This window comes from Rhodothermales bacterium (genome assembly GCA_017643395.1).
Taxonomy (GTDB): domain Bacteria; phylum Bacteroidota; class Rhodothermia; order Rhodothermales; family UBA10348; genus JABDJZ01.
This window is the reverse complement of the sequence record JAEPNP010000001.1, coordinates 2,034,809-2,048,935: the sequence shown is the minus strand read 5'-3', so window position 1 is coordinate 2,048,935 and position 14,127 is coordinate 2,034,809. Positions and strand designations below refer to the sequence as shown.

The 14,127-nt window shown below is 63.8% G+C and carries 10 protein-coding genes; 2 read left to right on the top strand and 8 right to left on the bottom strand.

Annotated features, from left to right (window positions below; translation table 11 throughout):
* Window positions 1-68 precede the first annotated feature (68 nt).
* From JJ896_08310 to JJ896_08285, 6 genes are all read right to left on the bottom strand, one after another.
* Window positions 69-3,530 (bottom strand): carboxypeptidase-like regulatory domain-containing protein, encoded by a 3,462-nt coding sequence (locus JJ896_08310; protein ID MBO6779645.1) that lies wholly within the window; start codon window positions 3,528-3,530, stop codon window positions 69-71.
* A 727-nt stretch (window positions 3,531-4,257) separates the two neighbouring features.
* Window positions 4,258-5,844, bottom strand: a complete 1,587-nt coding sequence (locus JJ896_08305) for a phosphoglycerate dehydrogenase (protein ID MBO6779644.1) — start codon at window positions 5,842-5,844, stop codon at window positions 4,258-4,260.
* Window positions 5,845-5,957: 113 nt separating this feature from the next.
* The gene (locus JJ896_08300; GenBank protein ID MBO6779643.1) at window positions 5,958-6,545 is read right to left on the bottom strand and encodes a YihA family ribosome biogenesis GTP-binding protein; all 588 of its coding nucleotides are present in this window, start codon (window positions 6,543-6,545) and stop codon (window positions 5,958-5,960) included.
* Between the two features lie 10 nt (window positions 6,546-6,555).
* The gene (gene sucD / locus JJ896_08295) at window positions 6,556-7,434 is read right to left on the bottom strand and encodes a succinate--CoA ligase subunit alpha (protein ID MBO6779642.1); all 879 of its coding nucleotides are present in this window, start codon (window positions 7,432-7,434) and stop codon (window positions 6,556-6,558) included.
* On the bottom strand, window positions 7,431-8,867 hold the full coding sequence (gene gatA / locus JJ896_08290; GenBank protein MBO6779641.1) for an Asp-tRNA(Asn)/Glu-tRNA(Gln) amidotransferase subunit GatA: 1,437 nt from the start codon (window positions 8,865-8,867) through the stop codon (window positions 7,431-7,433). Before gatA ends, sucD begins: the two co-directional genes overlap by 4 nt.
* Entirely contained in the window at window positions 8,864-9,124 is a 261-nt protein-coding gene (locus JJ896_08285; GenBank protein MBO6779640.1) for a twin-arginine translocase TatA/TatE family subunit, read from the bottom strand. The genes gatA and JJ896_08285 overlap by 4 nt, the downstream gene beginning before the upstream one ends.
* 148 nt (window positions 9,125-9,272) lie before the next feature.
* Here JJ896_08285 and add point away from each other — a divergent pair, with 148 nt between their 5' ends.
* Together add and aroA are read left to right on the top strand one after the other, a co-directional pair.
* On the top strand, window positions 9,273-10,307 hold the full coding sequence (gene add / locus JJ896_08280; protein MBO6779639.1) for an adenosine deaminase: 1,035 nt from the start codon (window positions 9,273-9,275) through the stop codon (window positions 10,305-10,307).
* Window positions 10,307-11,602: a 3-phosphoshikimate 1-carboxyvinyltransferase gene (gene aroA / locus JJ896_08275; GenBank protein ID MBO6779638.1), complete on the top strand. Its 1,296-nt coding sequence runs from the start codon at window positions 10,307-10,309 to the stop codon at window positions 11,600-11,602. The genes add and aroA overlap by 1 nt, the downstream gene beginning before the upstream one ends.
* Window positions 11,603-11,613: 11 nt before the next feature.
* Here aroA and JJ896_08270 read toward each other — a convergent pair whose 3' ends face one another.
* Together JJ896_08270 and JJ896_08265 are read right to left on the bottom strand one after the other, a co-directional pair.
* On the bottom strand, window positions 11,614-11,943 hold the full coding sequence (locus JJ896_08270) for a methylated-DNA--[protein]-cysteine S-methyltransferase (protein MBO6779637.1): 330 nt from the start codon (window positions 11,941-11,943) through the stop codon (window positions 11,614-11,616).
* Window positions 11,940-14,069 (bottom strand): GWxTD domain-containing protein, encoded by a 2,130-nt coding sequence (locus JJ896_08265; protein ID MBO6779636.1) that lies wholly within the window; start codon window positions 14,067-14,069, stop codon window positions 11,940-11,942. The genes JJ896_08270 and JJ896_08265 overlap by 4 nt, the downstream gene beginning before the upstream one ends.
* Window positions 14,070-14,127: the final 58 nt, after the last annotated feature.

The following is a 14,127-nucleotide window of genomic DNA, read 5'->3' as shown; positions in this document are numbered from 1 at the left end:
AGACTACGCGTCGATTTCGTGATGAGTCCGGTATCCGGGGTCCCTGAGGACCCCGGATCCGAGAATCTCTAGAAGTCGACACGCACACCGATGCGCGTCATGCGCGGGAGACCCCAGGCGCCGGTACCGCGGGTGCGGTGCCGGTAGAGCGCCTCGGCTGCCGGTACCTGGCCGCTCAGGAACTGCTGACCGCCACTCGTGGAGAGGAAGCCGTCATCGCCCGGGAGACCGGTGGCGCGCCACACGTTCTGGACGTTCTCCTGATCGAGCACGTTCTGTACCCACAGGAATGCAGAAACCGTCGAGCGCTGACCCGCGGCGAACTTGCGGTCAATGCGAAGGTCGACACGACTGGTCCACGGCATGCGGTCGGAGTTGATACCGCCGGACGGGACCGGAGCCTTCGAATCGATGATCGAGAAGGGCTCAACCTGCGGCGTATACGGGAAGCCGGAGCCAGCCGTGCCGAGGATGTTGAAGCCCATGTTCTCGAAGAGCTTGGCGCCGAACACCGTCGGACCTTCTCCTGCGCCAAGGCGGTAGTCCAGAGACAGGTTCACCTTGTGGCGCTGGTCAAAGTCCAGCGGGGAAATGAAGTTCGGCGGGGTCTCGTCGATCCAGGTGATGATGCTGGTCGTGTTCGAATTCGAACCCGTGCCCTGTGCGAAGGCCAGCGTGTAGTTGGCATTCAGGGCGACGCCGCCGGTGCGACGCAGGTCGAAGTCAACCTCGACACCTTTCACCGTACCGAAGTCCTTGTTACCCCAGGTCAGGTACCCCTGCGGGAAGGCCTCGCGGAGGTCGTCACGCTGAATGAGGTTCTCGATCTGGCGGAAGAAACCGGAGATCGTCAGGGCCGAGCGAAGGCTCAGGCGCTGGCGGAATCCGAGTTCGTATTCCGTGATGGACTCGGGCTCGAGGGCCGTGTTGTTGATCGTTCCGGTCGCACGGGCGAAGGAGGCGATCGTCGAGAAGTTGTTCGAGGACGGACGCTGCGACACCACGCCGTAGCGGGCGAAGAACAGGGCCTCGTTCGTGACCGGGAAGGACACACCGATACGGGGCATCAGCGTGACCTGCGGCTCGTAGTCCTCGTAGCCTTCCGAAGTCGGCACGTTGGACGTCGTGCGGGGCTTGGCGCCCGTCAGCAGGATGTCACCGCCCGGTACTTCCTGACCGTTGGCATCGTAGAAGAGACCGTCGGTGTCGCGGTAGCCGATCACGTCGTTGCCGTTGTAGTACGGCGCGGCGTTGGACGGCACGTTGGCCGGAGCACCACCGACGTCGGCGACGCGGACCAGCGGCAGACGCGAGTAGCGGTCGGCCAGAACCCGGGTGTTGTTGTCAAACACGTCGACGCGCAGGCCGAGGTTCAGCACGATGTCCCGGAATTCGATCTTGTCCTGGATGTAACCGCCGTAGTAGAGCGGCTTCCAGGGCGCGATGTCGTAGCACTCCTCCGGAGCTGCCGAAGAGACCGCTGCGCCACAGTCGTTGGCGCGGTCTGCGATCGCGTCGGTAGAACCTGCCTGACCGTCACGGTCGGTGGTCCGCGTTCCGTAGAAGTTGTAGCCGTAGTAGCCGGCCGACATCTGCTCGAACGTCAGGTCCGTCCACTGCGTCACGCCCTGCTCGCCGGTCGCGAGGTTTTCGGCGCCGTCGGCGTCGTCAACCCAGCGGGCCAGAGAGGCCGAGCCTGTTGCATAGGAACGGTTGGTCTGCTGCTCGAACTCACCGCCGAACTCCAGCTGATGCAGACCGATCTGCGTCGTGGCCGTGGCCTGGAAGCGGATCTGGTTTGTATCGAAGAAGGAGCGGGAGCTGTGGTAGCGACCGGCAACCGGCGTGACGAGGTTGGCAACCGTCTCCGTGTTGGCACCACGACCATCTTCCCAGCGCTGGGTGTAGGTCGGGACCTGAACGGTGAACTCGGTGTCGTCAGACGGATCGTCCGGCGTGCCGTGGTCGTCGATGCGGGTCTCGCTCGTGAAGCCCAGGTTCATGGGCCACTTGAGCATTGCGTTCGCCGGGTGGTCGATGTCTCCGTAGGAGAGCACGTCATCCAGCGACTTCGAGAAAGCCGGGTCCCAGATGTCTCCAGTGCGGTTGGTGTAGTCAACCTGCAGCTGGTAGAACGTCGAGTTGGACAGGTAGTGCGTCCACGTCGCGAAGAACTGGGCATCCTTGTAGAGCCACTCGTCCGCCGTGTTCGGCGAGAACACCATGTCGCGGGTCGAGATGCCGGTGTCTCCACCGCGCGTCACGTAACGGCCGCCGACGCGCAGACGCACATCGTCCAGCAGCGTGAACTGCAGGTTACCGTTCAGAGCGAAGTTGGAGAAGGCGCGCTCCTTCTTGAAGCGGTCCAGTTCGGCCACCGTGTTGCCATTGCGGTCGACGAGAGACTCGCCATCCGCACCGGTCTGCAGGTAGGCAGCAGACTCGCGCAGTTCCGGGTCGATGGACGAGGCCTCGACGCCTTCCGGAACGGAGATCACAACGCCATTGGCGGTGGTGATCGTGCCGTTGGACACCAGGACGTTGCCGTCATCGTCAACAGGCAGCTTGTCGCCCGTGACAATGGTATTCGGCACGTCGATGATGACGCGGTTGCCGTCACCGTCGAGCGCGAGCATGACGTTCGGGAAGGCCTGCAGCTGTGCAAGCGCATCGTCCGTCATGGTCAGCTCACCGATCCAGCGGGGGTTCGTGTCGGCTTCGTCAACGAATTCGGCGGCGAGGAAGAAGTTGATGTTCTCCCCTCCGACCGGGCCGCCGAGAGCGACGGACGCCAGGTTGTAACCGAACTCATCGAGGGATTCCGACGTCACGCCTTCGAGAGAACCGAAGAAGCGAGTCGAGCCCGACTTGGTGGTGATGTTGATGACACCGGACATCGCGTCGCCGTAGCGGGCCGAGATGTTACCGATGATCATCTCCTGCTCCTGGATGGCCGCCTGCGGCAGCGAGGTGGAACCGACAATCTTGACACCGTCGATGTAGTACGTGACTTCAGAGCCACGACCACCTCGGATGTTAAGCGTGCCCGAGCCTTCCTGGCTGACCACACCGGCCTGAATCTTGGCAACCTCAGCGGCGCCTCGAACGGGCAGGTTAACAATCTCTTCCGCGTCTACAATCTTCGGGACACCAATGGCGTCCTTCTGAATGAGCGGCCGCTCGTACTCGACGACGATCTCGTCGAGTTCAACACCGGCCGAAAGCACGAAATTGACTTCCTGGGTGTATCCGGAGCTGACTTCGACACCCGCGACCGTGCTCGTCTGAAAACCGACGAACGAAGCCTGGATGTCGTAGCTGCCCACGGGGACGCCGATGATGAAATAATTCCCATCGACGTCGCTGATCGTACCGAGCTGCGTACCGACAACGACGACACTTGCACCTGGCAAGGGTTCGCCGGTATCGGCGTCCGTCACAACACCTGAGACCTTACCCGTGTTTTGGGCAAGGACCAGTGCAGGCGTTGCGAGCAGCGCGAGTACGAACACGCCCCATTTACGCAACATATGCTACCTCCTCCTGTGATATGAGATGTGTGGCTAGAGGGATGTGCGGGACAACACCAGAGTTGGTGGCCCGCACAATTTTCTGTGTGGGAAGACCGTTCCATACACGGCAGCGGGATACAGCTCCTCCAGGGAGAACTCCTAGGAGAACCGTGCGGCGAGAGCGTCTCGCCATCGAACCCGGACCTGCCGGACTCATCGGTTTAGCGACCAAGTTGGATCGGTATCTGATCACACTCAGATGGAGAACTGCGGCCATGTAACATGGAATGCCGTTCCCCGTAGTTCTGGGGTGCGCTCAAAGCGCGGATCTACCGACGCCTGACTACTCGCGACCGAATGCGCACACCGATCCCCCGATCTGGAGGGAGCTTGGGTGGGAGCGTGCGCCGGCCGCAGCTGGCTTGGGGGTGAGGGGTCAGGAATCGAAATGCCGTAGCGTAAGATCGATGCTCTTTGCGCGTTTGTGAAACGTGAGTTTCGCGTTCAGTGAGTCAATATAGAGGGGTGTTTCAGCGTAGTCAAGGCATTGTGAAGGCCTGAAACCGCAGGGCTGTGCCTTTTGCAGTCACGCAGAATTACCCTCTGTTTAAGGGGCCCACAGACCGATTCGGGGCATAACGGCGACCGCCGGACGCACGTTCTTCACCAAGCTTGCACACGCCATGCGACGAGGCGCTGCGAGCCGCTCGAATCCGTGCCGCCCAGTCCGCCGCGCAAGCCGGAGCTAGAGCTGGATATGGCGCACGGCCGTCACGCCGTCCAGGTCCCGGATGGCGGAGAGCGCATCGTCCTCAACCGGTTCGTCCACGCTGATCGCGGTCAGGGCTATGGCACCGGGAGCGCTGCGGCCCAGCGCAAGCGCGCCGATGTTGATGCCGCGGTCCGCCAGGATGCCTCCGACATGGGCCAACATGCCCGGCCGGTCGACATTGCGGTAGAACAGGAGCGCTCCCTCGGGCTTCACCTCGATCCAGGAGTCGTCCACGCGAACGATGCGCACATCGTCTCGCCCGAACACCGTGCCCGTCACCCGCTGCTCTGACGTCGTAGTAGTGAGCACGACTTCCACAAGATTGGTATAGCTGCCGTCCGCGTGGAAAGTCTGCACGTCCGCCTTGAGACCGGCCTCCTCTGACAGGACGGGGGCATTGACGAGGTTTACCTGCTCGGTCACCGTATCACGCATGATGCCCTTCAGGGCGGCGACCAGCAGCACGTCCTTGTAGTGACGCGCGACCTCACCGTGACAACGCACGATCAGTCCGCGTGCGGCACCATCGGACAGTTGGTTGGCGATGCGGCCCAGCTGTTCCGCAAGCTCCAGGTACGGCTGTACCTCCGGCTGCGCGGCCATGCGGATGGCCATGGCGTTGACGGCCGTGAGCACCGGCTCGTCGCGCAGGGCGTGGATGACCTGTTCGGTCACCTGGCGGGCCACCTTTTCCTGGGCTTCTCCGGTGGAGGCGGCGATGTGCGGAGTAGCCACCACCCGCGGATGTTCAATCAACGCGCGCAGGTGCTCCGGCGGGGGCTCTTTGGAAAACACGTCCAGGGCCGCGCCGCCCACCTGCCCCGACTCGAGCGCTTCCAGCAGATCGGCCTCATCGATGATGCCACCCCGTGCACAGTTGACCAGGCCCACGCCCGGCTTGCACCGCGAGAGAGTGTCCGCGTTGAGCAATCCGCGTGTGGCGTCGTTCAGCGGAGTATGCACGGTGATGTAGTCCGCGCGGCGGTACATCTCCTCGAGATCCACGAGCTCGATGCCAAGGCGCTCGGCCACCTCCGGAGAGAGCACCGGGTCAAATCCTACAATGCGCATCCCGAAGGACTGCATGCGCTCGGCCACGGCCTGGCCGATCTTGCCGACGCCGATGACGCCGAGCGTCTTCTCGAAGACCTCGGACCCGGAGAACTTCTTCCGCTCCCAGGCCCCGGAACGCAATGACGCGTTTGCTGCGGGAATCTGCCGCGCGAGCGACATCAGCATGGCGACTGTGTGCTCGGCCGTCGAGATGGTATTGCCCGCGGGTGCGTTGATCACCAGCACACCGCGATGGGTGGCCGCCGTCAGGTCCACGTTGTCCACGCCGACACCGGCACGACCGATGACCCGCAGCTTCTCGGCAGCCTGAATCATGGGAGCCGTGATGCGCGTGCCGCTGCGAATGATCCAGCCGTCCACATCCACGGCCAGCCCAGCCAACTCCTCGGGGCTCTTGCCCAACTCAACACGGGGTTCGATACCAGCCTCCTGCAGCATATCGGCGCAGACGGCGTGAACGGAGTCGGTAATCAGGACGGAAGACATGAGGGCGATCGGCTGGAATCCTGGGGGCCGCGGATGGCAGGCAGGAAGCTAGAAGGGGCCGCTTCCTGAAGGGGTTGAATTTCCTTGAATGGAAGCGGTTCTGACCGGAGGGTTTACCTGAGGTGAAGACCGATGAGTTTCATCACTTCGTCCTTGCCGCGTCCGTCCTTGGCCGAGGTGAGGATGACAGGGATCTCGAGACCCATCTCCAGGGCGGCATCCTGCACCCGCTTCCGGTTCCGGCCCCGCTCGTTGCCGGACAGCTTGTCTCCCTTGGTCATTACGATCGCATACGCCGCGTGGGACTCACGCAGAATGGACATGACTTCCAGGTCCAGCTTGGTCGGCTCGTGTCGGCCGTCCACAAGGTGCAATACCAGCCGCAGCGATTCCCGCGTGGTCATGTAGCCGCCGATGGCTTTCTGCCAGCGCTGCCGGTCCTTCTTGCTGACGCGCGCGTACCCAAAGCCCGGCAGGTCCACCAGGTAGAACGCCTCGTTGATGAGGTAGAAGTTGAACTCCCGGGTCTTGCCGGGCTGACCACTGGTTCTTGCCAGCGACTTGCGGTTCACCAGCCGATTCAGGAGCGAACTCTTGCCGACGTTGGATCGCCCGATAAGCGCGATCTCCGGCCTGCCGGGAGCCGGAAGCGTGCGCAGTCCGGGAGCCGCCAGATCAAATTTTGCGCTGGTAACCTTCACGCCGGCCGGCTTAACCCACCGGCGAAAGCAGCTGCTTCACCGCTGCACCGATGGCAGCCGGGTTCTTGACCACGGTAGCTCCGGCGTCCTCAAGGGCGGCGAACTTGTCCTCTGCCGTTCCCTTCCCCCCAGAGATGATGGCACCGGCGTGCCCCATGCGACGTCCGGGAGGCGCCGTTGCGCCCGCAATGAACCCGACGACCGGCTTGGTCATGTGGTCCTTGATGTAGGCCGCGGCCTCTTCCTCCGCCGTTCCGCCGATCTCCCCGATCATGACGACCGCCTCGGTATCGTCATCCGCCTGGAACAGTTCGAGAATGTCGACAAACCGGGATCCGATGATCGGGTCACCGCCGATGCCGACGGCCGTGGACTGCCCATAGCCTTCGCGGGTCAGCTGGTCGACCGCCTCGTACGTGAGGGTGCCAGAACGAGAGACAACGCCCACGTTACCCTCTGAAAAAATCATCGCAGGCATGATGCCCACCTTGGCCTGCCCCGGCGTGATCACGCCCGGACAGTTCGGACCGACGAGTTTGACGCCCTGCTGCCGGATGTAATGGTAGACCGGCACCATGTCGCGGGCCGGAATGCCTTCGGTGATGCAGATCACGACTTCGATCCCCGCCATCGCCGACTCCAGGATGGCGTCTGCCGCGAACGGCGGCGGCACGAAAATCACAGACGTGTTGGCGCCCTCCTGCTCCACCGCCTCGGCAACCGTGTTGAACACCGGTTTGCCCAAATGCGACTGACCGCCCTTGCCCGGCGTGACACCACCGACCAGCGGGGTGCCGTACTCCAGCATCTGCTCGGAGTGAAACGTGCCCTCCTTTCCAGTGAAGCCCTGGACAATCAGACGGGTGTTGCGGTCGACGAGAATGCTCATGATGGTATGACAGAGAGAGAGGGTGTCCAGGCAACGCGTCCTGCCCGGATCAGTTCGGCTTCAGAGAATGCGGGACCCAGCAGTTGGATGCCGATGGGAAGGCCCTCCTGACTGCTGCCGGCCGGGACCACCAGTCCCGGGATGCCGGCCAGATTCGCTGTAACTGTATATACGTCCGACAGATACATCGACAACGGATCTTCCATACGACTGCCGAGCGGGAACGCAGGCCCCGGCGCGGCAGGCGTGGCAATGATATCGACCTCATCGAAGGCCTTGTCGAAATCCTGTCGAATCAGCGTACGCACGCGCTGCGCCTTGCCGTAGTACGCGTCGTAGTAGCCGGATGACAAAGCGTACGTCCCGAGCATGATGCGACGCTTGACCTCCGGGCCGAAACCTTCGGACCGGCTCCGCACATAGAGCTCCTGCAGATCGGTGGCGCCCTGAGCTCGATGGCCGTACCGCACCCCGTCATAGCGTGACAGGTTGCTGGATGCCTCGGCGGTGGTCAACACATAGTAGGCAGCGATTCCGTAGTCGGTATGCGGCAGGCTGATTTCATGCGTCGAGGCGCCGGCACGTTTCATACGGGCGATGGACTCGTGCACGAGCCTGGCCGTCTCGCCGTCCAGACCCGGATCGAAATACTCCGACGGCAAACCGATGCGCACCCCTTCAAGTCGACCGCCCGCCGCTGAATAGTCGGCTACCGGTTCATCGGCGGACGTGTTGTCCTTCGGGTCATGGCCGGCCAGATGACTGAACACCGCCGCCAGGTCCCCCAGGCCTCGGGCAAAAGGCCCGATGGAGTCGAAGGACGAGGCGTAGGCCACGAGTCCGAATCGACTCACTCGACCGTAGGTGGGCTTGAGGCCCGCCACCCCGCAGAACGACGCCGGCTGGCGAATCGAGCCTCCTGTATCTGAGCCGAGAGCTACCTGACACAGGTCGGCGGCAACGGCAGCGGCCGATCCACCCGAGGACCCGCCCGTGACCCGGGTTCGATCATGCGGATTGCGCGCGGGACCGAAGACCGAGTTTTCGGTCGATGAGCCCATCGCAAACTCATCACAATTGGTGCGGCCGAGCACCACGGCTCCGGCGTCCACGAGCCGGGCCAGCGCCGTCGAGTCGATCAGTGACTCAAAGCCCTCGAGCATGCGGGAGGCACACTGCACGGGCTGGCCTTTCTGACAGATGACGTCCTTGACGCCGAGCATCAGTCCGGCAAGTCCGGGGGCTTCCCCCTCCGCAATGCGCCTGTCCACGTCTCGCGCAGCCGCCAGTGTGAAAGCGGGGTCCACGTGCACGAACGCGTTCAGAGACGGGTTCTGCCTTTCTATCCGGGCGAGGTAGGACTCCGCCAGCGCCTCGCACGTGTTTTCTCCCGCCAGGATGGAGCGGCGGGAATCCAGGAACGGATCGATCACCCGGCCTCGGTATTACCCGTCTGCTGCGTGTGCTCCGGGGTGCGCGGCGCAGGCGCCTGCGCTGGTGGAGCGGGCGGCTGAATGCGATTTGGCGGGGCCTCGGTGTTGAACTCGTTGGAGATCTCCCGGGTGGCCGTTTTGAACTCACGGATCCCCTTGCCCAGTCCGCGGGCAATCTCCGGAATGCGCTTGGCGCCGAACACCAGCAGGATCACCAGAAAGATGAGTGCGATCTCGAAGGGGCCTAGGCTTCCCATGTATGGTTACCGGTGTGTGGGCGGAGCCTCAAAGGCTCCAGGAATTGGCCCGGAAAACTACGAACAGAAGGCGGGGAACAGCCGCTTCTTTGTCGTTTTTCCCGGACCTTTACAGGCCCTTGAACCAGCCGGATCGAACCGGTTCCCCATGCCTGAACTCACCCCGGACCAGATCGCGGCCTGGCCGAAAGCCGAATTGCACGTCCATCTGGACGGATCGCTCAGGCCGGCCACCATGGTCGATCTTGCCGCCAGGCAGGGGAAGCTGGACCGTCTGCCTGCTCGCGACGCGGCGGGTCTGCGAACGGCAGTGCGTGCCATCGATGACGCCGGTAGCCTGGAGGGCTACCTCGCGTTCTTCGACCTGACGCTGGTCCTCATGCAGACGCCTGACGCGCTGAAACGCGTGGCTTCGGAATTCATCGAGGACGTGGCCCGCGAAAACGTGCGCTATGTGGAGGTCCGGTTCTCCCCGCTGCTGCACACGGCAGAGGGCATGACCTATGAACATGTGGTCGATGCGGTTCTGGAGGGGCTCACCGAAGCAGGTGGGCGGTGTGGTGTCGAGTTCGGCCTGATCATCTGCGCCCTGCGTGGCAAGCACGCGGACGAATCTCTGCAAATGGCCCAGTTGGCGGTGGCGCATCATCACCGCGGCGTGGTGGCATTCGACCTGGCCGGCCCGGAGGCGGGCCACCCTGCACGCGCGCACCTGGAGAGCTTCTACCACGCCCGCAACAACCTGATGGCGCTAACCATCCACGCCGGGGAGTCCTGGGGGCCCAGCAGCATTCGGCAGGCGTTGTTCTACTGCGGTGCCCACCGCATCGGTCACGGTATCGCGGCGGTGCAGGATCCCGAGTTGCTGGACTATCTCGTCCTGCATCAGATTCCACTTGAGGTATGTCCCACCTCCAACGTGCAAACCCAGGTAGCACCCGACTTTGCGCGGCATCCCCTCAAGCAGCTCGTGGAGGCCGGGGCGCAAGTCAGCGTCAACACTGACAGCCGACTGTTCTCGACCGATACGCTCAGCGAGGAACTGTATCGGGCACACGCGCGGTGCGGCCTGACCGCCGCCCAGGTCCGGGAATGCGTGCGCAACGGTTTCCGGTCCGCGTTCCTTCCCGCCTCGAAGAAGCATACCTACCTGGACCAACTCGAGAAGGCCTTCTCCGCCTGATGGGAAAAAACCCCGACATACAAACGGTGCGAACGGCGCACGGCCTGTCGGGCCGCGTACGCCTGCCCGGCGACAAGAGCGTCGCCCATCGATCCGCGCTGTTCGCGGCGCTGGGGGACGGCACCAGTCGCATCGTGGATTTCCCCTCTGCCGCAGATCCGCAGTCCACCCTGTCCTGCCTGAGGGCGCTGGGCGTAGAGATCGTGTCCGATGAGCACGGCATCGTGCTTGTAGACGGTCGCGGCCGTGACGGTTGGAAGCAGCCGGCCGAGGCCCTCGACTGTGGCAACTCGGGCACCACGATGCGACTGATAGCAGGGCTGCTGGCCGGGCGGTCCTTCGACACGACGCTGGTGGGTGATGCGTCCCTGCAGAGTCGACCCATGGGGCGCATCGCAGACCCACTGGGCTTGATGGGAGCCCGCATCGAATTGACGGAAGGAACCGCGCCCATGACCATCCGGGGGTCGAGCCTGACAGGTGTGACCTACCGGCTGCCTGTGGCGTCGGCACAGGTGAAGTCGGCTGTCCTGCTGGCTGGTCTGTTTGCGCACGGTGAGACGACCGTCATCGAGACCGAGCCGTCACGCGACCATACCGAGCGCATGCTCGGCCTGCCGGTTCTGGAACTGGGCGGTGAACGGCACATCACGACCTCGCGGGAGGTTGTGATCCAGCCGGCGACGTACGCGGTGCCGGGTGACTTCTCGGCGGCTGCCTTCTTTCTGGTGGCGGGGTCCATTGTGCCCAACGCGCTGGTCAAGCTGCACGGCGTGGGCATGAACCGCTCACGCACCGGCCTGCTGGATGTGCTGACAGCGATGGGGGCCGACATCCGGGTGACCGGAGAGCGGGTGCACGGTGGCGAGCCCCTCGCAGACCTGGAGGTGCGCACGGCGGCGCTGTCGGGGGTCAGCATCGGCAGAGGCATCATTGCCAACCTCATCGACGAGATCCCCATTCTTGCTGTGGCCGCGTGCGCCGCCGATGGGCCTACCTCAATCCGCGAGGCGGGCGAACTGCGCGTCAAGGAAACGGACCGGATTCGCGCGATGGTGGACAATCTCCGCGCGCTGGGTGCGAACGTGGACGAGCACGAGGACGGCCTGACCATCCACGGACCGTGTCGACTCCGGGGCGCCGAGGTGCAGGCGTTCCACGATCACCGAATCGCGATGGCCATGGCGGTGGCCGGCCTCGTGGCGGAGGGCCAAACGACCGTGCATGGTGCTCAGGCGGCCGCAGTGTCGTTCCCTCACTTCTGGGATGCGCTCGACGAGATCGTCTGGAACTGACCTGACCGTGACTACCCGTCGGGCTCGCCCGGATCCCACAGGTGCAATGACAGGTCCACCGTCCCGTCATCCAGAAACGTCACTCCCTCACTGCGCAGGGACTCCTCCATGGCGAAGGGCGTTCTGAACTTCATGCGGCCGGTGAGCGCCCCGAATCGATTCACCACCCGGTGACACGGAAGGTGCGAGGCCCCCGCACTGCCCAGCGCCCATCCCACCGTGCGCGCACTCGACGCAAGGCCGAGATGACGGGCGATGTGACCATAGGTGGTAACGCGGCCGTGTGGGATGGCCTCCACTACCTGGTAGACCCGGTCAAAGAAGTCCGGGTTCGTGCTCACCGCAACTCAAACGTGATGTCACGGGTGATGGCCTGGCCGCTCACATCATCCGTGACGGTTACCGTGATGTCGAGTTCGCCACTTCCCTCCCAGGATTGCAGATCGATCAGGATCATTTCGTTGGCCTTGCGGGAGGTGCCGGTGCTCTGGAAGCTGGAACTGGTGCCCTGATCGCGCCCTCGCAGCGACAGGAATCCGCCGCGGCTGTCGTTGCGAGCGACGTCGAACGACACCGTGTATCGCGTCTGGTCATCCGCACCGAAGGCCAGGTGATAGACCTCAAACGAGAGTGCCAGCTGCAGTTCGCGCGTCAGGGTGCCGAACGGGTACGGCGTGGGAACGAAGTCAGCCGGGCTGGACGCCAACAGCGCCGTCATCGGCAGGAGATCACTCATCTCCAGCACACCCGGATCAGCGTTGAGCGGCGGCAGACTGTCCAGCTGCGCGGTGGCCACTCGAATGCGGGGGCCCTTCCTGGTGCGCGAGGCACCCATGGCATACTGGTCCCACTGCATGGCGACGTTGAAGAGCGTCGTGTCGCCGAGCAGCGTCGTCTGCTGCACCGGAATGGCCTCGTCCTGGTTCGGGAGGTCATCGACCAGGAAACGGTCTGTGTGCACGACGCGGTCCAGGTATTCCGCCGTCTTCTGAACGGCCGTCAACGTCAGGAGATAGCGCCCGCTGTCTTCGTAGGCCATCTCATCCAGGATGCGGCGCTCGCCCCGGCCAGGTCTCAGTTCGCCGGGCTCAGGGCTCCAGTGAATGACCGTGCGCGTGGAACCGTCGGGTTCCAGGTAGCGCACTGTGCGATAACCCATCCGCAGTTCGCCGGCATCGGAGAGCGCCTCTGTGTAGACCCTGGGCGCGTACTCTTCCCTGCGGGAGATCGACTCATCATCCTCGGTCCGCGACTTGACCATCATGGTCTGGATAAATGCCGTCGGCTGCTCTGCCTGGGTCTCCCCCGTGACGCCACCGGGAATCGCAGCCAGACTGCCGGAGGTACGATTGGCCAGGCGCCCAGGCTGGAATTCCGGCATGCGCATGGCGTAGTTATCCACCTCCGCATACCGGATGGCGAAGTCCGGATGCAGGGGCGCCAGTTGCCGGAAGATGTTCTGCAGCACAGCGATGGTCATGCCCGCCTTGATGCGGCCGCGCTGGCTGGGGCCGAATCCGGTGCGCAATTGGTTGGGTACCAGATCCTCCGTCTCCGCGATGCGATAGGATCCCTTGTCCTCGACGAACAGGAACCACGCCGAGCGGTCGATATGGCCGAACACCCAGAACTCGTTGTCCGGGAAATCCGAGAGACTCACCGCCACACCGGGTCGATATACGATGTCGGTGAGCACCGGGTCATCGAAGCGGACTTTGATTTCTTCCTCCGGCGGGCCGTAGCGCAGGTAGATCTCCCCACGGTCGTCCACACCAGCGGGCCGATCCACATCGGAGAATTCGCGCTGGACGTGGGCAACGCGGCGTAAATGCTCTTCCAACCGCTCGTTGCTCCTTGTGGCCGGCACCGGATCCTGGCTGCGCCACCAGGTAACCAGGAGCGGTCCCGCACCGGATCGAGCACTCCAGGTCGCCCCTGCGCCCAGAGCGTCCCCGCGCCCTGCGTCCTGCATGACTCCCGCGGGAGCAACCAGGGCCAGTTGCGCGACATGTCTGCGCAACCGTGCAGATTCTTCCTCGTCCAGCAGCGCATCGACGTTGTAGAGCAGGTTGACGTAAAGATCCACGGCCGTCGGAAGAGCCTCGTCCAGGCGCCCGGGTGCCGCCATGAGATGATCCAGATAGGAATCAGCCAGGCGGACATCGAAGGAGCCCTGTTCGAGCATCGCCATGACCCCCGCTCTCCATGCAGCTACGCCTGCGCTGTCCTGTCCGGTCTCCCGCAGAGCCGCCCCAAGCCAATAAGCCGCAGCACCATACTCGAGGTCCGACCAGGCCGCCGACCGTGCCACCAGGGAATCAAACTGGGCGGCCGCGGCGCCGAAGTCCCCCGCCTCGAACGCCCGCATACCCGCGTTGAAATAGTCGCGCTCAGCCTGCGCGTGCAGGGGCAGCGCACAGAACAGGGAAACGGCTGCGAGGACCGCGAATCGAAGCAATCGAGGCATGTACTGCCTATTTCAAGCGCCGCGCAGGGTTCCGGCGGGTACCGCGGACTGCTGCAAA

Excerpts from the sequence above, each read along its gene's own strand:
- sucD (MBO6779642.1), bottom strand. The coding sequence starts at position 7,434 with ATGAGCATTCTCGTCGACCGCAACACCCGTCTGATTGTCCAGGGCTTC.
- JJ896_08310 (MBO6779645.1), bottom strand. The coding sequence starts at position 3,530 with ATGTTGCGTAAATGGGGCGTGTTCGTACTCGCGCTGCTCGCAACGCCT.
- JJ896_08285 (MBO6779640.1), bottom strand. The coding sequence starts at position 9,124 with ATGGGAAGCCTAGGCCCCTTCGAGATCGCACTCATCTTTCTGGTGATC.
- add (MBO6779639.1), top strand. The coding sequence starts at position 9,273 with ATGCCTGAACTCACCCCGGACCAGATCGCGGCCTGGCCGAAAGCCGAA.
- JJ896_08265 (MBO6779636.1), bottom strand. The coding sequence starts at position 14,069 with ATGCCTCGATTGCTTCGATTCGCGGTCCTCGCAGCCGTTTCCCTGTTC.
- JJ896_08305 (MBO6779644.1), bottom strand. The coding sequence starts at position 5,844 with ATGTCTTCCGTCCTGATTACCGACTCCGTTCACGCCGTCTGCGCCGAT.
- aroA (MBO6779638.1), top strand. The coding sequence starts at position 10,307 with ATGGGAAAAAACCCCGACATACAAACGGTGCGAACGGCGCACGGCCTG.